17 protein-coding genes are annotated in these 21,526 nt (G+C 64.3%); 12 read left to right on the plus strand and 5 right to left on the minus strand.

Annotation, left to right across the window (positions count from 1 at the left end; genetic code table 11):
• The 3 genes from prsK to BSY17_RS17295 are packed head-to-tail and all read left to right on the plus strand — an operon-like array spanning position 1 to position 5,474.
• Positions 1–2,067, plus strand: a complete 2,067-nt coding sequence (prsK, locus tag BSY17_RS17285) for an XrtA/PEP-CTERM system histidine kinase PrsK (protein ID WP_069066379.1) — start codon at positions 1–3, stop codon at positions 2,065–2,067.
• Positions 2,067–3,431: a PEP-CTERM-box response regulator transcription factor gene (gene prsR / locus BSY17_RS17290; RefSeq protein ID WP_069066380.1), complete on the plus strand. Its 1,365-nt coding sequence runs from the start codon at positions 2,067–2,069 to the stop codon at positions 3,429–3,431. Before prsK ends, prsR begins: the two co-directional genes overlap by 1 nt.
• A 3-nt stretch (positions 3,432–3,434) precedes the next feature.
• Positions 3,435–5,474, plus strand: a complete 2,040-nt coding sequence (locus BSY17_RS17295) for a tetratricopeptide repeat protein (protein WP_069066381.1) — start codon at positions 3,435–3,437, stop codon at positions 5,472–5,474.
• A 287-nt stretch (positions 5,475–5,761) separates the two neighbouring features.
• On the opposite strand, the gene BSY17_RS17300 is transcribed toward BSY17_RS17295, so the two are convergent.
• The gene (locus BSY17_RS17300) at positions 5,762–6,106 is read right to left on the minus strand and encodes a GntR family transcriptional regulator (protein ID WP_069066382.1); all 345 of its coding nucleotides are present in this window, start codon (positions 6,104–6,106) and stop codon (positions 5,762–5,764) included.
• 73 nt (positions 6,107–6,179) lie between these two features.
• A complete protein-coding gene (locus tag BSY17_RS17305; RefSeq protein WP_069067054.1) occupies positions 6,180–6,758 on the minus strand; it encodes a nitroreductase family protein in 579 nt (192 codons plus the stop codon).
• A gap of 138 nt (positions 6,759–6,896) precedes the next feature.
• On the opposite strand from BSY17_RS17305, the gene BSY17_RS17310 reads away from it, so the two are divergent.
• From BSY17_RS17310 to BSY17_RS17320, 3 genes are read left to right on the plus strand one after another with little or no spacing between them, the layout of a single operon-like run.
• The gene (locus BSY17_RS17310; protein ID WP_069066383.1) at positions 6,897–8,420 is read left to right on the plus strand and encodes a peptide MFS transporter; all 1,524 of its coding nucleotides are present in this window, start codon (positions 6,897–6,899) and stop codon (positions 8,418–8,420) included.
• On the plus strand, positions 8,417–9,814 hold the full coding sequence (locus tag BSY17_RS17315) for an amidohydrolase (protein WP_069066384.1): 1,398 nt from the start codon (positions 8,417–8,419) through the stop codon (positions 9,812–9,814). Before BSY17_RS17310 ends, BSY17_RS17315 begins: the two co-directional genes overlap by 4 nt.
• A complete protein-coding gene (locus tag BSY17_RS17320; protein WP_237236371.1) occupies positions 9,811–11,214 on the plus strand; it encodes an amidohydrolase family protein in 1,404 nt (467 codons plus the stop codon). The genes BSY17_RS17315 and BSY17_RS17320 overlap by 4 nt, the downstream gene beginning before the upstream one ends.
• A gap of 156 nt (positions 11,215–11,370) precedes the next feature.
• Here the strand turns inward: BSY17_RS17320 and BSY17_RS17325 are convergent, their stop codons facing one another.
• Positions 11,371–11,868 (minus strand): SH3 domain-containing protein, encoded by a 498-nt coding sequence (locus BSY17_RS17325; RefSeq protein ID WP_069066385.1) that lies wholly within the window; start codon positions 11,866–11,868, stop codon positions 11,371–11,373.
• 90 nt (positions 11,869–11,958) lie between these two features.
• Here BSY17_RS17325 and BSY17_RS17330 point away from each other — a divergent pair, with 90 nt between their 5' ends.
• From BSY17_RS17330 to BSY17_RS17345, 4 genes are all read left to right on the plus strand, one after another.
• Positions 11,959–12,957, plus strand: coding sequence for a 2-hydroxyacid dehydrogenase (locus tag BSY17_RS17330; protein ID WP_069066386.1), 999 nt, complete (start codon positions 11,959–11,961; stop codon positions 12,955–12,957).
• Between the two features lie 66 nt (positions 12,958–13,023).
• Entirely contained in the window at positions 13,024–13,209 is a 186-nt protein-coding gene (locus BSY17_RS17335; protein WP_037480476.1) for a DUF1328 domain-containing protein, read from the plus strand.
• A 4-nt stretch (positions 13,210–13,213) separates the two neighbouring features.
• Positions 13,214–13,417 (plus strand): DUF5818 domain-containing protein, encoded by a 204-nt coding sequence (locus BSY17_RS21960; RefSeq protein WP_069066387.1) that lies wholly within the window; start codon positions 13,214–13,216, stop codon positions 13,415–13,417.
• Between the two features lie 43 nt (positions 13,418–13,460).
• Positions 13,461–15,215 (plus strand): DUF885 domain-containing protein, encoded by a 1,755-nt coding sequence (locus tag BSY17_RS17345; protein WP_069066388.1) that lies wholly within the window; start codon positions 13,461–13,463, stop codon positions 15,213–15,215.
• Here the strand turns inward: BSY17_RS17345 and BSY17_RS17350 are convergent, their stop codons facing one another.
• The gene (locus BSY17_RS17350) at positions 15,216–15,428 is read right to left on the minus strand and encodes a hypothetical protein (RefSeq protein WP_069066389.1); all 213 of its coding nucleotides are present in this window, start codon (positions 15,426–15,428) and stop codon (positions 15,216–15,218) included.
• A 297-nt stretch (positions 15,429–15,725) separates the two neighbouring features.
• Here BSY17_RS17350 and acnA point away from each other — a divergent pair, with 297 nt between their 5' ends.
• Together acnA and BSY17_RS17360 are read left to right on the plus strand one after the other, a co-directional pair.
• Positions 15,726–18,395 (plus strand): aconitate hydratase AcnA, encoded by a 2,670-nt coding sequence (gene acnA, locus BSY17_RS17355; RefSeq protein WP_069066390.1) that lies wholly within the window; start codon positions 15,726–15,728, stop codon positions 18,393–18,395.
• 411 nt (positions 18,396–18,806) lie between these two features.
• Positions 18,807–19,748, plus strand: coding sequence for an IS110 family transposase (locus tag BSY17_RS17360; protein WP_006966739.1), 942 nt, complete (start codon positions 18,807–18,809; stop codon positions 19,746–19,748).
• A gap of 111 nt (positions 19,749–19,859) precedes the next feature.
• Here BSY17_RS17360 and BSY17_RS17365 read toward each other — a convergent pair whose 3' ends face one another.
• Positions 19,860–21,518: a M28 family metallopeptidase gene (locus tag BSY17_RS17365; protein WP_069066391.1), complete on the minus strand. Its 1,659-nt coding sequence runs from the start codon at positions 21,516–21,518 to the stop codon at positions 19,860–19,862.
• Positions 21,519–21,526: the final 8 nt, after the last annotated feature.

Genomic DNA, 21,526 nt, shown 5'->3' on the forward strand with positions numbered 1-21,526 from the left:
ATGGGCCTATTGCTCCAATTTGTCGGCAACTGGGGCCATGCCCTGGCGGCGGTGCTGTTCGCGGCGCTGGGCATCTTCCTGTTTCGTCGCCGCAACGACGCGGCGGAAATGCGGATGCTGTCGGTGGCAATGCTGCTCACCTCATCCTGGGCGCTCTATGTGTCGTTCGGTGGCGTTGCCAAACCTTTGTCCGGCCTTGGCGAAAATATGCGTAACGCCGCATGGCTGATGACGATGTTCGTCATGCTGCGGCGCGGCCCGGTCGGTCGGGGCGGGAAGGCCGGGGGGATCGTTGCCGTCTATGTCGCCGTTGCGGGGCTGATCCTGCTCCAGACCTTTACGGATCTCGCATGGTACGAACTTGCCCTCGACCCGGATCTGCATGGCGCGCTGGTCACCGTGTCGCTGATCCTGCGCATGATGACCGCGATCGGCAGCCTGTTGCTGCTCCATCATCTCTATGCCGCATGGCCCTCGCGCGAGCGGGGCGGCGTGACCCTATTGTTCGGCGCGCTGGCGGCGATGTGGGCCTACGACCTGATGCTCTATGCGATCGGCTATCTTGTGCCCGGCCGCGCCAGCGAGCTTTTCGCGTTGCGTGGCCTTCTGATGGCCCTGCTGGCACCGGTGATCGCCATCGGCCTGCGCAAGGGGATGGCGGAGCGGCTCACGCTCTCGCGCACGCTGACTTTCCAGTCGCTCTCGATCTTCGCCGTCGCGCTCTACGTCATCCTTCTGACCGCCACCGCCGTTCTGATCGAGTTGATCGCCGGGCCCTATGCGCGGGTGGTGGAGATTGCCGCGGTCTTCTTCACCGCCGTCACCGCGCTGGTGCTGCTGCCATCGCCACGCCTGCGCGCGCTGTGGAAAGTGCAGGTCGCCAAGCATTTCTTTCAGCATCGTTACGACTATCGCACCGAATGGATGCGCTTTGGCGAAACGATCGGCCGCCCCGGCGAAAACCCCGCTCCGTTGGGCGAGCGCGTGGCCAAGGCGATTGCCGACATCACTGATTCGCCCGCCGCGCTGCTGCTGTTGCGTGACGATCAGGGCGGGTTGATGCTCGAAACCGACTGGAACTGGGGCGATGACCTGCCCGAAGGCGCATCCCTGTCGCCCGCTATCGTCGCCCGGCTGGAACAAAGCAGCTGGATCATAGACTTGGGCAAGCGCCGCGCCGCCGACGCCGCCTTGCCGCTGCCCGACTGGATGATGCAGGACGCGCGCCTCTGGGCGCTGGTGCCGCTCATCCATTTCAACCGTCTGACTGGCGCGATCCTGCTTGCCCGTCCGCCGATCGACCGGCGGCTCGACTGGGAGGATTTCGACATGCTGCGCGCCGCCGGGCGGCAGGTCGCAACCTATATCAGCGAGGCGCAGGGGCAGCAGGCGCTCGACGACGCCGCCCGCTTCGACGAATTCAACCGCCGTTTCGCTTTCATCATCCACGACATCAAGAATCTGGTGAGCCAGTTGTCCCTGCTGGCCCGCAATGCCGAACGTCATGCCGACAACCCGGAATTTCGCGCCGACATGATCCTGACGCTGCAGGAATCGGTCGGCAAGATGAACGACCTGCTCGCCCGCCTGTCACAGCATAATAAGGGCCGCGCCGAAGATCCGCGCCCGTTCGCGCTGCGCGGCCTGCTCGACCACGCAGCCGCCACGCGCGCGCGGCAGCATCCGATACGGGTCAGCGGGGAAGCCCCCGACGCGCTAGCCGACCCGGCGCGGGTCGAATTGATCGTCACCCATCTGCTGCAAAATGCCATCGACGCCAGCGCCCCCGACGCGCCGGTCGAACTGCGCCTGTCCGCCGATGCCAGCGAGATACTGGTCGAGATCATCGACCAGGGAAGAGGCATGAGCGCTGAATATGTCCGCCGCGAACTGTTCAAGCCCTTTTCGTCCAGCAAGGCGGGCGGTTTCGGGATCGGCGCGTTCGAAGCCCGCGCCCTGGCGCAGGCCATGGGCGGCCGGATCGACGTCGACAGCCGCCCCGGCGTCGGCAGCCGCTTCACCCTGCGCCTGCCACGGGCCCCCCACACACAGGAAAAGGCCGCCTGATGAGCGACACCCGCCCCAAATTGCTGATCGTCGAGGATGATCCGGGCCTGCAGCGGCAATTGCGCTGGTCCTATGAGGATTATCAACTCTTCATCGCGGGCGATCGGGAGGAGGCGATCGAACTGCTGCGCGCCCATGCGCCCGATGTCGTGACGCTCGACCTTGGCTTGCCACCAGACCCGGACGGCACCAGTGAAGGTTTCGCCACGCTCGCCGACATCTTGCGGATCAAACCGGATACCAAGGTCATCGTCGCGTCCGGCCATGGTGCCCGCGAAAGCGCGCTCGACGCGATTTCGGGCGGGGCCTACGACTTCTATCAAAAGCCGGTCGATATCGATGAACTCGGCCTCATCGTCCGCCGCGCCTTCCACGTCCATGCGCTGGAACAGGAAAATGCGCGCCTCGCCGAAACCGCACCGGCCGATGGCCGGGTGCTGGGTCGGGTGCTGACCGGCGCGCCCGAAATGATGAAGGTTGCCCGCATGATCGAGCGTGTGGCCAGCGCGCAAGTGTCAGTGCTGTTGCTCGGCGCAAGCGGCACCGGCAAGGAATTGCTGGCCCAGGGTCTGCACGATGCCAGCCCGCGCCGTCATGGCGCGTTCGTGGCGATCAACTGTGCCGCCATCCCCGAAACGCTGCTGGAATCCGAACTGTTCGGCCATGAAAAAGGCGCGTTTACCGGCGCCATCAAGACGACGCTTGGCAAGATCGAGCAGGCACAGGGCGGCACTTTGTTCCTGGACGAAGTCGGCGACATCCCGCTCGCGCTCCAGGTCAAGCTGCTCCGCTTCCTGCAGGAGCGGGTGATCGAACGCATCGGCGGGCGCACGCCCATTGCCGTCGATACCCGCATCGTCTGCGCCACCCATCAGGATCTCGATGCCATGATCGGCGCGGGCAGTTTCCGCGAGGATCTCTATTATCGCCTCGCCGAAATCGTCATCCGCATCCCGGCGCTCAAGGATCGGGCGGGCGATCCGGCGCTGCTCGCCCGCCATTTCCTCACCCGCTTCGCCGCCGAGATGAATCCGGCGGTCAAGGGCCTCGCCCCCGATGCGCTCGCCGCGCTCGACGCCTGGCCCTGGCCCGGCAATGTGCGCGAACTGGAAAACCGCATGAAGCGCGCGGTCATCATGGCCGATGGCAAATTGGTGACCGCCGCCGATCTCGACCTGGACGAGGAGCGGGCCGAAGGCGGCGAACTGGTGAACCTGAAAGCGGCGCGCGAAATGGCCGATCGCCGCGCGATCCGCCGCGCGATCGCCCGCACCGATGGCAATATTTCCGGCGCGGCCAAGATTTTGGGCATCAGTCGCCCCACGCTGTACGATCTTCTCAAACAATATCAGATGCAGGGATAATCCATGAGCCGCACCCGCATCGCCCTGATCGTCGGAATAATATTGCTGTTCTTAGGGGTGGCGGGCCTGTGGCAATGGCGCGCGCATGAACGCGATGGCAGCGCCGCGCTGGCCCGTGGCCTCACCGCACTCGACAAGGGCGATGCCCGCACCGCGCGCGTCGAATTGATGAACGCAATCAGGGGCAATCCCCGCTCGGTCGTCGCGCGGCAGGCGCAGGCGCGGGCGCTGGCCGAACTGGGTGACGGCGCAGGCGCGCAGGCAGAAGTCGAACGCGCGCGAAAACTGGGCGGACCACCCGCCGAAACCCGCGACGTGATGGCACACGCGCTGTTATTGCAGGGCGACGTCGATGCTGCCTTGCGCGAATCCCGCGCGCCCGATGTCCCCGCCGCGCATAGCCTCGCCGCTGCGCGGATCGCTGCACGCGCCGCCATGGCAAAGGGCGACATGCGCGCGGCGCAGGCGGAACTGGCCCGTACCCTCGCGACGGCGCCCAATGACATCGAAAGCTGGGTCGATCTTGGCCGTCTGCGCCTCGCAACCGGCGATCAGGCAGGCGCGATCGGCGCGGCCGACCGCGCAGTGAGCTTGGCCCCCTCCAATGCCAAGGCGCTGACCCTCCGCGCTGAACTGACGCGCGGCCAATATGGCCTCACCGCCTCGCGCCCCTGGTTCGAACGCGCGCTGGCCGCGAACCCCGAATCGGTGCCGACGCTCGAATCCTATGCCGCGACGCTCGCCGACGCGGGGGAAGCCGGCGCGATGCTCGGCCTCACCCGCCGCATTCTCGCGCTCGAACCCGACAATGCGCGCGCCTGGATGATGCAATCGATCATGGCCGCCCGCGCTGGGAAAGCCGATCTCGCCCGGTCGCTGCTGGCGCGGACGCAGGGGCGGCTCGATGGCGAACCCGCCACAATGTTGCTGCGCGGCGTCCTGCATATGCAGGATGGCAACGCCGTCCTCGCCGCCGACACGCTCGCGCCGCTGGTCGCGATGCAGCCTGACAACCGCACGGCCCGCACCCTGCTGGCCCGCGCCTATCAGATGGGCGGCGACATGCCATCGGCCGCCACGACGCTGGCCCCGATCGTCGCCCAGCGGGATGCCGACCCCTATGTGCTGACCCTAGCGGCGCGCGTGCAGGAGGCGTTGGGCAATCGCGACATGACCGCCGACATGCTCGCCCGCGCCGCCTGGCCGGTGCGTGCGGCCGCCGATCCGTTCGCTGGACCACGCGACGCACAACTGGCCGATGGCCCGCCGCCTGCCAATGCCGCCACGGCGCGCGACAATATCCCCTATATCCGCGCCCTGCTCAGCACCAACCGCACCGATGCGGCGGTCGATCGCGCCCAAATGCTCAGCCGCGCCAATCCGGGCGCGCCCGATGCCTGGATCATATTGGGCGATACGCTGGGCGCGGCCGGACGGGCGGGGGAGGCAGCCCGCGCCTATGAAAGCGCCGCCAATATCCGCTTTGATCGCGCCGTCGCGCTGCGCCTCGTCGCGGCATGGAACCGCGCTGGTGATCCTGCCCGCGGCGCGCAGATCGTGCAACTCTTCCTGACCCAGAATCCGACCGACAGCGCCATGCGCCGCATCGCCGCCGCCGTCGCGATGGAGGCGGGCGACTGGCGCGGCGCGTTGCGGATGCTGCAGGCTATGCGCACGCAACTGGGCGACAATGATGCGCTGCTAATGGCGGACTTAGCCCGCGCCGCCGTCGAAACCGGGGATCGAGCGGCGGCGCGCGCCTATGCCGCCCACGCCTATCGCCTGATGCCCGCCAACCCGATGATCGCCGACATCTATGGCTGGACGTTGCTGGAGACGGGTGAAAAAGGCCCGGCTGCGGTCGATCTGCTGGAAAAGGCCGTCGCCCGCGCGCCCGGCCATCCCCTGCTCAACCTGCATCTGGGCCGGGCCTATGCCGCTGCCGGGCGCAAGAATGACGCCAAGCTGGCGCTGGGCCGGGCGGTCTCGGTCAGGAATTTTGCACGCCGCCAGGATGCCGTCGACGCGCTGGCGGCACTTTAGAGCGTGATGACTTTACTTAGACCCGTTCGTCCTGAGTAGCCATTGAGCGAAGTCGAAATGGCGTATCGAAGGATATACAGCGCAGCCGACCCTTCGATACGGGGCTTCGACAAGCTCAACCCCTACTCAGGGCGAACGGAGTGATTCGACTTAAAGTCATCATACTCTAGCCAAGACCCGTTCGTTTCGAGCGAAGTCGAGAAATGCTGCGTGGGCGTTTCTCGACTTCGCTCGAAACGAACGGGATGATACAGCTCAATAACAGGGCAGGTCCGCCGCCGAACATCTCAGGCCTTCTGCAAGTCCAGATCGTCCATCCGTATCCCCAGCCGCCTTATCTGCGCCGCCACCGGCGGCCATACCGTCTCCAGAAAATGCGCCCGCTCTGCTATGCGCAGCCGCCGGGTCGCGCCATCGGCGACGAACATACCGACCCCGCGCCGCACGACGACCAGCCCGTCATCCTGAAAGCTCTGATAGGCTTTCGCCACGGTCAGCGGATTGGCCCCCTGCGTCGCGGCAAAGGCGCGCACCGATGGCAACAGGTCGCCATCGCTATAGTCTCCGTCCAATATGGAAGCGGCAATGATCTCACGCAGGCGGAGATAGACGGGTTTTGAGTCGTCGGCCATGGGTGCATCACTGCCATAATACAGCCATGCGGGTCAAGTCAGACCATTGCGCGAATCATGGTTAAAGCGGCAATTATCGGTCCCAAACCGATACGATGGCGTCATAATCTGGCCGGGGGCGCTCTTCCTGCGGCTTGCCCAGCGTGCCGATGAAGACGAAGCCCGCAATCGTCTCGTCCCCCTGCGCAAAGGCCGCGCGCACTTCTTCATTGTAGGTCGGCCACCCCGTCAGCCAGCCACCGGCAAAGCCCAGCGCATGGGTGGCGTGCAGCAGGTTCATGATCGCCGCGCCCACCGACAATTGCTGTTCCCACACCGGAATCTTGCTGCCCGCGACCGGCGCTGACAAGGCGACCACCAGAGTCGGGGCCTGATGCGCAAACTGATGCATCGCCTCGATCTCCAGCCGCCCGGCATCGGGTTTCTCGGCGCGATAGGCGCTTTCCAGCAGGTCGGCGAACGCCGCCCGCCGCGCCGCAGGCACCACCACGAATCGCCATGGTGCCAACTTGCCATGATCGGGCGTGCGCAGCGCCACCTCCAATATCTGTCGCAATTGCGCGTCATCGGGACCGGGCGCGATCAGGTCGCGGGGTTTGCCCGACCGGCGGGTCTGGAGCAGGGCGAGCGGGGAGGAAAGATCATTGAACATCGCCGCGACAAATGGCCCGGCCACCGCCATGACGCAAGGGCCGCCTGTGTTTTTGACAGACGCGAATTTGGCTCTACTCTCTGGCCATCATTCGGCCCCGTTCGGCGGGCCGGTCAAACAATATGACAAGGGTTCCCGATGGCGACCTCGATTCCTGGCGTGGAGGCAGCGGGCAAGACCTGGCTCGGCCATCCGCGCGGCCTGTTCCTCTTATTCTTCGCCGAAATGTGGGAGCGTTTTTCCTACTATGGCATGCGCGCAATCCTGATCTTCTACCTCACCAAACATTTCCTCTTCGGCGAGGACCGCGCCTATCTGCTCTACGGGGCCTATACCTCGCTGGTCTATATCACCCCGGTCATCGGCGGCTATCTCGCCGACCGGTTCCTCGGCCCACGCAAAGCAGTGCTGGTGGGCGGCGTCTTCATCGCCATCGGCCATTTCCTGATCGCCATCACCGAAGGGCCGGGGGGCCAGGACGGCTTCTACCTCAACGGCTTCTACCTCGCGCTTGCCAGCATCATCGTCGGCACCGGCTTCCTCAAGGCTAATATCTCGGTGCTGGTGGGTGAACTCTACCCCCGCGACGACGCGCGCCGCGATCCGGCCTTCTCCATCTTCTACATGGGCATCAATGTCGGCGGGATGATGGGGCCGATCATCTGCGGCCTGCTCGGCGAACTCTATGGCTGGAGCTGGGGCTTCGGCGCGGCGGGTGTCGGCATGCTGCTTGGCCTTGTCATGTTCGTCTGGCTCAAACCCTGGCTGCTGGGCAAAGGCGAACCACCCGCACCCGCCCAGTTGCGCGCGCCCGTGGCGGCAGGCCTCAGCCAGGAATGGACCATCTATCTCGGCGCAGCGCTCGGTGTCGTCGCCATCTGGCTGGTGATCCGCTATGCCGAATTGCTGGGCTATGCGCTGCTCGGCTTTGCTGCGCTGACCGTCCTCTACATCGTCTGGCGCACGATGAAGACGCTGGGCAAGGTCGATCGCGACCGCATGTTCGCCGCGCTGTTTCTGATCGCGCTCAACCCGCTCTTCTGGGGGTTGTTCGAACAGACCGGCTCCTCGCTCAACATCTTCACCGACCGCAATGTCGATCGCGTCCTCTTCGGCTGGGAAGTCCCCGCTTCCATGTTCCAGTCGGTCAATTCGGTCTTCATCATCCTGCTCGCGCCTTTGTTCGCGGTGCTGTGGACCATCCTCGACAAGCGCCGCCTCGAACCGTCATCCCCCGCCAAATTTGGTATCGGCCTCATCCTGTGCGGCGCGGGCTTCCTGGTGCTCGTGGCGGGCGCGGCGATGGCAGGCGAAAATCTCACGCCCGTCCTGTTCGTCTTCCTCATCTACCTCTTCCACACCATGGCCGAACTCTGCTTCTCGCCCGTTGGCCTGTCGGCAATGACGCGCCTGTCGGTCCCCAGCATGGTCGGCCTCGTCATGGGCACCTGGTTCCTCGCCATGGCGGCGGGCAATTTCATCGCTGGCCTCATCGCCCGCGCGACCGGCAGCGGCGATGCAGGCGGGGTGACCCAGGTGCTGGACGTGTATAGCCGCATCGGCTGGTTCGCGATCGTGGTGGGCGGCCTCGTCCTGCTCGTCTCGCCCTATATCAAACGCCTGATGCATCTCGACCTGATCGCTTCGGAGAATAAGCCATGAGAAAAAGCGCAACGCCGTTGCTGATCGCCGCCCTGCTGGCCGGAGTAGCCAGTCCCGCCGGCGCGAAGAAAGACAAGGATGCCCCGGCCGCCACCCAAGGCAGCTCGGCCGAACCCGAAAACCCTTATCCGTCCACCTACAAAGCCTATCCCGGCACCGCCACCGCCATTCGCGGCGCGACCATCTTCGACGGGGAGGGCGGCCGCATCGACAATGGCGTGATTTTCCTGTTGGACGGGAAAATCACGGCGATCGGCGGCGCGGACACGCCGATCCCCGCCGATATCGCGGTGTTCGACGGCACCGGCAAATATGTCACCCCCGGCGTCATCGACATTCACAGCCATCTCGGCAACTATCCCTCGCCCGGCGTCGATGCCCATTCCGACGGCAATGAAGCCACCGCGCCCGTCACCGCCCATGTCTGGGCCGAACATAGCATCTGGCCACAGGACGCAGGCTTCAGCCGCGCGCTCGCCAATGGCGGTGTCACAAGCCTGCAAATCCTCCCCGGCTCGGCCAACCTGTTCGGCGGCCGCAGCGTCACGCTCAAGAACGTCCCCGCCCGCACCATGCAGGGCATGAAGTTCCCCGGCGCGCCCCATGGCCTCAAAATGGCATGCGGCGAAAATCCCAAGCGCGTCTATGGCAGCAAGGGGCGCGAACCCTCGACCCGCATGGGCAATATGGCGGTCAACCGCGCCACCTGGATCAAGGCGCGCGATTATCAGAAGAAGCGCGCCGCCGGAAAGGATCAGTCCCGCGATCTCGGCATGGAAACGCTGGCCGACGTGCTGGAGGGCAAGATCCTCGTCCACAACCACTGCTACCGCGCCGACGAAATGGCCAATGTCATCGATATGGGCAAGGAATTCGGCTATCGTGTCACCGCCTTCCACCACGCGGTCGAAGCCTATAAGATCGCTGACCTGCTGCGCGACAATGGCGTCTGCTCGGCGCTGTGGGGCGACTGGTATGGCTTCAAGATGGAAGCCTATGACGGCATCAAGGAGAATATCCCGCTCGTCCATCGCGCCGGTGCCTGCACCATCGTCCATAGCGACGATGACAACGGCATCCAGCGCTTGAACCAGGAAGCCGCCAAGGCCCTGGGCGCGGGTCGCCGCATGGGCATAGACATCCCCGACGAAATCGCCTGGACCTGGCTCGCCATCAATCCCGCGCGGGCCATGGGCATCAGCGACCAGACCGGCAGCCTCAAAGTCGGCAAGATGGCCGATGTCGTGCTGTGGAACGGCAATCCGTTCAGCACTTACACCCGGCCGGACAAAGTCTGGATCGACGGCGCGCTGCTCTACGACAGCGCCAACCCCAAATTGCGCCCGGTCAGCGACTTCGAAGTCGGCCAGATCGGCGCGGGAGACGTGAAATGAGTAAGCGCACCCCCAAAACTCCGTTCAGTTCGAGCTTGTCGAGAACCGTGTCTTGGCGCAGTTCTCGACTGACGCTTCTCGACTTCGCCCGAAGCTGTTCGAACCGAACGGCGGCAGGGATTGCCGCCTTGGCGCTGCTCTCCACCCCGGCTCTCGCCCAATCCCTCGCCATCACCGGCGCAACCCTCGCCATCGGTGACGGCTCCGAACCGATCCGTAACGGCACGGTCGTCATCACCGCCGGCAAGGTGACCGCAGCGGGCGCAGGCATCGCCATCCCACCCGGCACGAAAACCATCGACGCCGCTGGCAAATGGGTGACGCCGGGCCTCGTCTCCGGCTTCTCCCGCGTCGGCCTGGTCGAAGTCCCGGCCGTCAACGAAACCAACGACGCCAGCGCCCGCTCGCCTTTCTCCGCCGCGATCGACGTCGCCCCCGCGATCAACCCGCTCGCCAACCCGGTCGCGATCAGCCGCACGGCGGGCATCACCCGCGCCGTCGTCGTCCCCTCGACCGGCACCGGCATTTTCGCCGGGCAAGGCGCGGTCGTGGACCTCGGCGCAGACATGAACCCGATCACCAAGCCACGCGCCTTCCAATATGTCGAAATGGGCGAGGAGGGGGCCAAGGATGCCGGTGGCAGCCGCCCTGCCGCGATCCTGACCTTCAAGACGATGCTGCGCGAAGCCCAGGAGTTTGCCAAAGCCCCCGCCAGCTATGACGGCCGTTCCAAGGACGCGCTTCTGAACCGCATCGACGCCGAAGCCTTGGTCCCGGTCGTCACTGGCGCCATGCCGCTGATGGTCCATGTCGAAAGCGCACGCGACATCCTTGCCGTCCTTGCGCTCAGACAGGATTTTCCCGCGCTCAAACTGATCCTGGCGGGCGCTGCCGAAGGCTGGATGGTAGCGCCGCAAATCGCTGCCGCCAAGGTGCCGGTGATCGCGGGCGGCCTTGACGATCTCCCCTCCAGCTTCGAAAAGCTCGCCGCCACCCAGAGCAATGTCGGCCGCATGGTCAAGGCGGGCGTCGCCGTCTCGATGGGCCTGATGGACCGCGACGAAGGGCTGCAACTGCGCCTCGCCACGCAGCAGGCGGGCAATATGGTCGCACTGAACAAGGTGCCCGGCGCGACCGGATTGAGCTGGGGCCAGGCGCTCCGCACCATCAGCTCTGCGCCAGCGGAAGCCATGGGCCTGGGCGATCGTATCGGGTCGCTCAAGGCCGGACGGGCAGGGGATGTCGTGCTATGGGACGGCGACCCGCTGGAAATGACCTCCGCCCCGCTCGCCGTCTGGATCGACGGCATCGCCCAGCCGCTCGACAACCGCCAGACCAAATTGCGCGACCGCTATGCGACACCGGAGGAAGGGGCGTTGCCCAAAGCCTATGCCTGGTGACGCAGCAAATATTGCTGTCCTACAGGCCGGGTTTTCGCCATCTTGGGGCTGGCAATGTCACAGTGCAGCCCGGCCACGCATTGTTACAAAGTTACGGGATTCTATATGAAAATTTCAAGATTTGCGGGAAATATGCGAAGTTAAGCGCGTCCGATCCTATTGGTCGGTCGCGCCCCACACGTCGCTGGCCCTCACATAGCCGCGCTGCCCGCGCACGTCGAAACTGCACCAGCCGCCCGAACAGTCGGACAGCCGCCCCACCACGCCGCGCTCCGCCCGGAACAATGTCCGCGCGCCATCGCTCGCCGATTGCCGCAGCGGCGCGACCTCTGCCTTGACGATGCCGGTCGCGGTATCGCTCAGTAGGCGCACATGCATCCACCCTTGCGCGCCGTCCGGGTCTTGCACCTTGCGCCACAGTCCCAGCACCTGCACGACCTTCACCGGTAGGTCGCGGCGGCGATAGACCCAGTTGGACGGGTAATCCAGGCTCGGCCCCACGCGCATCCGCGCCTCATCCTGCGCGATCGACGCCCAATAGGGCACCGGCTTGCCCGGCGCGGCGATACTCGCCGTCGTCATAGCCAGCGCCATCGCCACACCAGCGCCCCGCATCAACAGCTTCATTCCAGACCCATTTCCCATGTCACCCATGATCGTCCCTTAGCCCGCCGCGCGCCATCGCGACAGTCATTCCCGCATAACCGCTTGACCGACGCCGCAGGCGGGCATAGCGGCAGGGCCATGGCCAAGAAACTGCGCCCTGCCAAGCCGCGCGTCATCGTCACGCGCCGCCTGCCGCCCAATGTGGAGGCGCGCATGGCCGAACTGTTCGACGCCAGCTTCAATGTCGGCGATGCCCCGATGAGCCGCACTGAACTGGCCCGCGCCATGGCGCAGTGCGATGTGCTGGTGCCGACCATCAACGATACGATCGACGCCGCTTTGCTGAACGGCGCGCCGGAGCGGTTGCAGCTCATCGCCAGCTTCGGGGCCGGGGTCGATCATATCGACCTCGCCGCTGCCCAGGCGAAGCGGATCATCGTCACCAACACGCCGGGCGTCCTGACCGAAGACACCGCCGACATGACCATGGCGCTGATCCTGTCCGTGCCCCGCCGCCTGGCGGAAGGGGAAAAGCTGGTCCGGTCCGGTCAGTGGCGCGGCTGGAGCCCGTCGGGGATGCTCGGTCACCGCATCGGCGGCAAGAAACTCGGCATCATCGGCATGGGCCGCATCGGTCGCGCGGTTGCCCGCCGCGCCCGCGCCTTCGGCCTGTCGATCGCTTATCATAACCGCCACCGCCTCCCGTTCGAGGTGGAGCAGGAACTGGAAGCGGAATGGGTGGGCGATGTCGATGCCCTGCTCGCCGCTTGCGACATCATCTCGATCCACTGTCCGCTCAATGCCGACAGTCGCGGGCTGATCGATGTGCGGCGGATCTCCCTCATGCGCCCCGACGCCTATCTCATCAACACCTCCCGCGCTGAAATCACTGACGAGGCCGCGTTGATCGTCGCGCTCGACGAAGGGCGGATCGCTGGCGCAGGCCTCGACGTCTATACCCACGAGCCAGCGGTCGATGCGCGCCTGTTCGACCTCGCCAATGTCGTATTGCTGCCCCACATGGGATCGGCCACCTTCGAAGGCCGCGATGCGACCGGCGCGCGGGTCATCGCCAATATCCGCAGTTGGGTCGATGGCCACCGTCCCCCCAACCAAGTGCTGGAAGGCTGGGTCTGACGGGAACCCCGTGCGCCGTCATCCGTTCGGAAATCATAGCATTTCCATCGAAAGGGACGGATCATCATGTTGAAACTCGCAGTCATCTCACTCGTCATCGCCGCTGTGCTGGCGGTTCTCGGCTTCGGCGGTGCCGCTGGCACCTTCGTCGGCATCGCCAAAATCCTCTTCTTCATCGCGCTCGCCGTCTTCGTCCTGTTCCTCGTCCTCGGCATCCTGGCTGGCAAGGGCATCAAGGATGCGATAGACTGACCGCATGATAGAAAGTGGCGCTGACGTAGATGAAACCGGGCGGCTCGTTCGCGACGCCGCCGGTTTTCTGCTCCGGCGTGATCAAGGCGGCACCTACCGCCTTGTCCTGCTCCGCGTACCCGTCGATCTTGTCGAAAAACGGGTGCGCGTTCAGGGCTTTTATATGGGCGACGATATTGTCGAGGCCGATGGCGTAGCGCCCGCCTGAAACCCCTTGCCAAAGCAGCGGGGACACGCGATCCCCTTGCGTCATGCGCAAGATCATTCTGCTTCTCCTCTCCGTCGCCACGCCGGTTCTGGCCCAAGCCCAAACGCCCCATGACACGCTGACACAGGTCATGGACGATCATTGGACATGGTGGCTCTCCACCCACCCGGTCGAGGCCACCGCGCGTGGCGTCCGCACCTATGATGACCGCATTTACGATCTGTCGCTCACCGCTCGGACTGCGCAGATCAAGGCCGAGCAAGCCTTCGTGGCCCGGCTGGAAGCGATCGGCGAAACGACGCTCGATCCCTCCGATCGGGTCAACCGCGCCGTGCTGTTGTGGATGCTCCGTGACGACATAGCGGGGGAGGCGTATCAGGCCGAACGGCTGATGCTGTTCACCACCTATTATGGCTGGCATCAGGGTTTTGCAGGCATGGGCGATGGCCTGCCTTTCTACGACCGGGCCGACTATGACAGCTATCTCACCCGCCTGTCGCTCTACCCGAAACAAAATGGCGACGCCCTCGCCATCACCCGTCAGGCGATCGAGGGCGGCTATGTCCTGCCCTGCTCTGTCCTCGGCAATTATGCGGCCACCATCAGCGGCATCGTGGCGGGCGAGCCGGAATCGACCCGCTTCTACGAGCCGTTTACCCGCCCTAAGCCCCGCACGATCAGCGATGCCGACTGGACCGCGATGCAGGTGCGCGCCATTGCGCTGATCCGCGACGTCATCACGCCCGAATATGGCAAATGGCATGACCTGTTCGTCAAAAATTACCAACCCGCCTGCCGCAAGAGTGACAGCGCCTCGACCCTGCCGGGCGGCGAAGCCTGGTATGCCAGCCGGGTTCGGACGCATACCACCACCGACCTGACCCCCGATCAGATTCACGCCATCGGCATGGCCGAAGTCGCCCGCATCCGTGCCCGCATGGACGAAGTAGCAACCAAGGCCGGCTATCCCACCCGCGCCGCCTTCATCGCGCACCTGCGCACCGACCCTCGCTATTATGCTAGGACGCCGGAAGAACTGCTCCAGGTCGCCGCGCGTCAGGCGAAGGCGATCGACGGCCTGCTGCCACGCTATTTCAACACCCTGCCGCGTCTGCCCTATGGCCTCAAACCCATTCCAGAAGCCGAAGCGGAAGGCACGACCACCGCTTATTATATGCCCGGTGCGCCGGAGAGCGGCATAGCGGGCACTTACTTCGTCAACACGTCCAGGCTGGACCAGCGCCCTTTCTGGGAACTGCCAGCGCTCACCGCGCATGAGGCGGTGCCGGGCCATCATAACCAGATCGCCCTGCAACAGGAATTGCCGCTCCCGCCCTTCCGCAAATATCTCGCGGGTTTCACCGCCTATGTCGAAGGATGGGCGCTCTACACCGAATTTCTGGGTGAGGAGATGGGTCTCTACGACACGCCCGAAAAAATGATGGGCCGCCTGTCCTACGAAATGTGGCGCGCCTGCCGTCTGGTGGTCGATACTGGCCTCCACGCCAAGGGCTGGGACAAGGCACGCGCCGTTGCCTTCATGGCCGACAACAGCGCGCTGTCCGCCGCCAATATCGATGCGGAGGTTAATCGCTATATCAGTTGGCCGGGCCAGGCGCTGGGCTACAAGCTCGGCGAAATCAGGATCAGGGCGTTGCGGACGAAGGCCGAAGCGGCCTTGGGCGCAAAGTTCGACCTGCGCCGCTTCCATGACGCGGTTCTGGCCCAAGGCGCGGTGCCGCTGACCGTGCTGGAAAGCCAGATCGACGGGTGGATTGCGGCCGAAAAGGCCCGTTGATCAGAGGCGCAGGGATCGGGGCGGGGCGTTGGTGATGTCGAGCCACGCCCGATAGCCCAGGTCCAGCGGCAGGGCGGCTTCGCAACAGGCGCATTCCGCCATCACCCGACCGATCAGCCATTGGCTCTGCCCGCAATCGGGACAGTGCATAACGCCACCTGGGCGATAGACGGCGATCATGTCGCGGGTCGGCAGGACTTGGGAAGGGTGCATGTGGAAAATCCCCCATTGTCTCGCACTAACGTCATTATAGGCGGTTCTTTCCCGCTTTGGTCAGACAAGCGCAAAAAATGCGCCTCCTCCAAAGGTGCAACGGTTGCTTTGTCCATTTGACTTGGGCGCGGCAGTCTGTATGGCGCTGCAACATCGGGACATACCCGCTTCGGCCGACGGTTGGGGCGCATCCCTCCACCTTGCTGCCCGGACCATCGGGCCGGTCGGCGAGAGACGGGTGGAAAGCGTCATCTTGCCTCCGCATGGCCGCGGCATTTGCGAGGAGACGCACAACTTATGACCGCCATCGGACAGGACACGCTCGGCACCCGCGACATTTTGAATGTCGACGGCAAGGACATCGCTTTTTATTCGCTCGAAAAGGCCGCCGCTAAACTTGGAGACGTTTCGCGACTGCCTTTCTCGATGAAGGTGCTGCTCGAAAACCTGCTCCGTTTCGAAGATGGCGTCACCGTGACGGTCGAGGACATCCAGGCGATCGTCGACTGGCAGAATGACAAGGGCAAGGCCCAGCGCGAGATCCAGTATCGCCCCGCGCGCGTGCTGCTTCAGGATTTCACCGGCGTACCATGCGTCGTCGATCTGGCCGCGATGCGCGACGCGATGAACGCGCTCGGCGCGGACGCCAGCAAGATCAACCCGCAGGTGCCCGTCCATCTCGTCATCGACCACTCGGTCATGGTCGATGAGTTCGGCACGCCCAAGGCGTTCGAACAGAATGTCGAAATCGAATATCAGCGCAATATGGAGCGCTACGACTTCCTGAAATGGGGCAGCAAGTCGCTCAACAATTTCTACGCCGTGCCCCCCGGCACCGGCATCTGCCATCAGGTCAACCTGGAAAATATTGCCCAGGCCGTCTGGTCGAGCGAAGATGCCGATGGCAATATGGTCGCCTATCCCGACACCTGCGTCGGCACCGACAGCCACACCACGATGGTCAACGGCCTGGGCGTACTCGGCTGGGGCGTCGGCGGGATCGAGGCGGAAGCGGCGATGCTGGGCCAGCCCGTCTCCATGCTCATCCCCGAAGTCGTCGGCTTCAAGCTGGTCGGCACGATGAACGAAGGCGTGACCGCCACGGATCTGGTGCTGACCTGCACCGAAATGCTGCGCAAGAAGGGCGTGGTCGGCCGGTTCGTGGAATATTTCGGCCCCGGCCTGGCCTCGCTCAGCCTCGCCGACCGTGCGACGCTCGCCAATATGGCACCGGAATATGGCGCGACCTGCGGCTTCTTCGGCATCGACGACAAGACGATCGACTATATGCGCCTGACCGGCCGCAGCGACGAAAATCTCGCGCTGGTCGAAGCCTATGCCAAGCAGCAGGGCTTCTGGATCGACCCCGCCGCCGATCTGGTCTTCACCGACACGCTGGAACTGGACCTGTCGACGGTCGTCCCCAGCCTCGCCGGTCCCAAGCGCCCGCAGGATCGCGTCTCGCTGCCGCAAGTCGATGACGTGTTCAACGCCGACCTCGCCAATGTCTACAAGAAGGCGCAGCAGCGCGTTCCGGTCGAAGGCGAGGATTTCGACATTGGCGACGGCGACGTCACCATTGCTGCGATCACCAGCTGCACCAACACGTCGAACCCCGGCGTCATGGTCGCGGCGGGCCTCGTCGCCAAGAAGGCGAACGAACTCGGCCTCAAGCCCAAGCCCTGGGTCAAGACCTCGCTGGCCCCCGGCAGCCAAGTCGTCACCGACTATTTCAACAAGGCAGGCCTCCAGGAGCATCTGGACGCGATCGGCTTCAACCTCGTGGGCTATGGTTGCACCACCTGCATCGGCAATTCCGGGCCTCTCGCCCCTGCGATCAGCGCGGCGATCAACGAAAACGGCCTGGTCGCGGCTGCCGTCATTTCGGGCAACCGCAACTTCGAAGGCCGCGTGTCGCCCGACGTGCGCGCCAACTTCCTCGCCAGCCCGCCGCTGGTCGTGGCTTATGCGCTCAAGGGCACGGTGATCGAAGACTTCATCACCACGCCGATCGGCGTCAGCACGGCGGGTAACGACGTCTATCTCAAGGACATCTGGCCCACCAATGCCGAGGTCGCCTCGACCATGGCAGGCTGCATGGACCGTGCGATGTTCCAGGCGCGCTATGAAAATGTCTATAAGGGCGATGCCCACTGGCAGGCGATCGACGTGACCGGATCGGACACCTATAGCTGGCGCGCAGGCTCCACCTATGTCGCCAACCCGCCCTATTTCGAAGGGTTGAGCATGACCCCAGCACCGGTCAACGACATCATCGAAGCGAAGCCCTTGGCGATCTTCGGCGATTCGATCACCACCGACCACATCTCGCCCGCCGGTTCGATCAAGGCATCCAGCCCGGCCGGCCAGTGGCTCAGCGAGCATCAGGTCGCGCAGGCCGACTTCAACAGCTATGGCGCGCGCCGTGGCCATCATGAAGTCATGATGCGCGGCACCTTCGCCAATATCCGCATCAAGAACCAGATGCTGGACGGCGTCGAAGGCGGCATAACCCGCTATGAAGGCGAAGTCATGCCCATCTATGACGCGGCGATGAAGCATAAGGCCGACGGCACGCCGCTGGTCGTCATCGGCGGCAAGGAATATGGCACCGGCTCGTCGCGCGACTGGGCGGCCAAGGGCACCAACCTGCTGGGCGTCCGCTCGGTCATCGTCGAGAGCTTCGAGCGTATCCACCGCTCGAACCTGGTCGGCATGGGCGTGCTGCCGCTCCAGTTCAAGGACGGCGAGAGCAAGGACACGCTGGGCCTGACCGGCGATGAAACCTTCACCATCCAGAATGTCGCGGGCCTCAAGCCGCGCCAGGACGTGGACGTTATCGTCAAGCGCGCCGACGGTTCGACCTTCACTTTCACTGCGCTGTGCCGGATCGACACGATCAACGAGCTGGAATATTTCCTGAACGGCGGTATCCTGCAATATGTGCTGCGCAAGCTGGCCGCTTGATCGGCTAACAGGCTAGAGCATGATGACTTTAAGTCGCATCACTCCGTTCGCCCTGAGTAGGGGCTGAGCTTGTCGAAGACCCGTATCGAAGGGTCGGCTGCGCTTATATCCTTCGATACGCCATTTGCCCTTCGGTCGTCTGCGACTCCGACTTCGCTCAATGGCTACTCAGGACGAACGGTTCTGAGTAAAGTCATCACGCTTGTCTTATGACTTTGTGGTCCGTTCGGGTCAGGATGCGATGTCCGGTCCGGGGTGGCCACCCCGGACCGGACGGAAGGGGACGGATCGCAAAACCGCTGGTCGTGAAGGGACCGGGTTAGAGTAGGATCGCCCCTTTCTTTTTCATCAGGCCCGAACGGATACCGGGGCTTTTAAGGCCCGGATGACAAGCATGGGACAGCGAAAAAGATGAGCAACTCTCTACCACAAACCATCGGCATCGACATCTCCAAAGCGACGTTGGACTGCTATGTCCATCCCATCGGGATCGAGCGCCAGTTCCCCAACACCACCAAGGGCCACAAGACCCTGATCGCATGGGCCGGGCAATGGGAGGTCGAGCGGATCGCCTATGAGGCTACCGGCATCTACCACCGCGCGCTGGAGGTCGCGCTCGGCCATATGCCCTGCGTCAAGCTCAACCCGGAACGGGCAAGGCGCTTCGCTCAGGCGACAGGCACGCTCGCCAAGACCGATCGCATCGACGCCAGGCTGCTCGCACGGATGGCGGTGACGCTGAAACCCCCGGTCAGGCCCGCCCGAAGCCCGCAGCAGAACCAACTGGCCGAACTCGTCAACGCCCGCGATGGTCTGGTGCGTGATCGCACCGCGCTCAAAAACCGCGAAAAGAACCTCACCGTCACGCTGCTTAAGCGCCAGTGCAGCCAACGGCTCGAACAGATCGCTCGCCACATCGCTGCGCTCGACGCTGAAATCGCGGCCGTCATTGCCGCAGATGAAAAGCTCGTCCGGCGCCACCACATTCTCACCAGCATCGCTGGCCTCGGCACACTCACCGCCAACCAGATCATCGCCACCATGCCCGAACTCGGATCGCTCGATAACAAGCAGGCTGCCTCGCTCGCCGGACTTGCCCCGGTCGCGCGCCAGTCCGGCCAATGGAAAGGCAAAAGCTTCATCCGCGGCGGTAGGGCCAATGTCCGACAGGCTCTCTACATGCCTGCTCTGGTCGCCGCCCGATTCAATCCAAACCTCAAGGCCAAATACCAGCAGCTCATCGCTGCCGGAAAACCCGCCAAAATCGCCATCACAGCCATCATGCGAAAGCTCATCGTCACCGCAAATGCGCTACTCAGGGCAGATCGTCTCTGGACCACAGCATGCGCTTGACCATCACGGATACTCTAAGCTAACAAAAAGGGCTTCTCCCACGCGGGAGAAGCCCTTTTTTATTGGCCGCGCTTCGGCGACCGGATCGTGTGGAAAGTCTGCCTTCCGGCGTCAGCGGCGCGCCGCCGCGCTCTTGTCTCGCACCGCCTTGAATTCCGATCCCGGCTTCCATTGCGGCCAACGGGTGGAGGTGGCGAGGTCGTGACCGATGTTCAGCAGCAAGTCGACATCCTGCGCCGCGCCATCCAGCTTCCAGTCCGGGCCGATCGCGTCGCACGCCTGATGATAGCATTGGCCGGTATAGGCATCGACCCAGGCCTGCCCCGCCGCGCGGCCGCCTTCGACCAGGTCGGACGCCCCGGCAATGCCCATCAGCAGCAAAACGGGAACGCCTTGCTTGGCCATTGAGAAATGGTCTGCCCGATAGAAAAGGCCGCGTTCGGGCAGACTTTCCTGCGTGACGACACGGCCTTGGGCAGCAGCGACTTTCGCCAGATCATCCTCCAACGTGCTTTGCCCCTTGCCGACCAGAATGACGTCCTTTGCCTTGCCAGCGGTTTGGAGGATGTCGAGGGTCAGATTGGCAACGGTGCTGTCCAGGGGCCAGACTGGGTTCTGGGCATAATGTTCGGAGCCGAGCAGCCCGCGCTCCTCCGCCGTCCACGCCGCGAACAGGACCGAACGATCGGGGGCAGGGCCAGCCTTGAACGCGCGCGCAATTTCCAACAGACCTGCAATGCCGAGCGCATCGTCATTGGCCCCGGCGCGATAGATGCGCCCCTGGGCGTCGGGCGCGCCCTTGCCATAGGCGTCCCAATGCGCGCCATACATCACTGTTTCGTCCGGCCGCTTGGTGCCGGGAATGCGCGCCAGGACATTGGCGCTTTGCACCACTTCCTGCGTCACCGGAAAGGCAGCGGAAAAACGCGCCCCGGTCAGTTCCACCGGCCGGAACGCCTTGCTGCGCGCCTGCTTGCGCAGCGTAGCCAGATCGAGGCTTGCGCCAGTGAACAAGGCCTTGGCGGCATCTCCCTCGACCCAGCCCTGTACCGCCAGGCTGGTCAACTTGTCGGCCGGACGAACCAGATCGTAATTTTCGCCACCGGGGCTGACCACCACATTCCAGCCATAGCCCGCGCCGGGCGTGTCATGCACGATCAGCGCGCCGATCGCCCCGCGCCGCGCGGCTTCCTCGAACTTGTAGGTCCAACGGCCATAATAGGTCATGGCGCGCCCACCGAACGCGCCGAACGCATCCTCGCCTTTGGTCGCTTCGAAATCGGGGTCGTTGATCAGGAAGACCGCGACCTTCCCCTTGAGGTCCACGCCCTTATAATCATCCCAGCCACGTTCCGGTGCGGAGACGCCATAGCCCACGAACACCAACGGCGCGGCCTCCACCGCAACCTTGTCCTTGGGCTGGAGGGTGGACAGATAGACGTGGCTGCCAACGGTCCAGTCCGTCGTGACGCCGCCCTGCGCGACGCCCAGCCTCTCCGCCTTGCCAAGACGGGTGTGGAGCAGGGGCACGCTTTGCACCCATTGGCCATCGGGGCCACCTGGCTCCAGCCCCAAAGCCTGAAACCGGCCGACCAGATAGCTGATCGTCCGCTCCTCCCCAATCGTGCCCGGCGCGCGCCCTTCGAACAGGTCCGATGCCAGCGTGCTGACGGAGTGGGCCAATTGCTGCGGGTCGGTCGTCTGCGCAGCGAGAGAGGCGGGAAGGGCGGCAGTGAGGGCCAGAGCCAGGCCAAGCGTGCGTATCGTCATGACCCGCT

Source organism: Sphingobium sp. RAC03 (assembly GCF_001713415.1).
Lineage (GTDB): Bacteria > Pseudomonadota > Alphaproteobacteria > Sphingomonadales > Sphingomonadaceae > Sphingobium.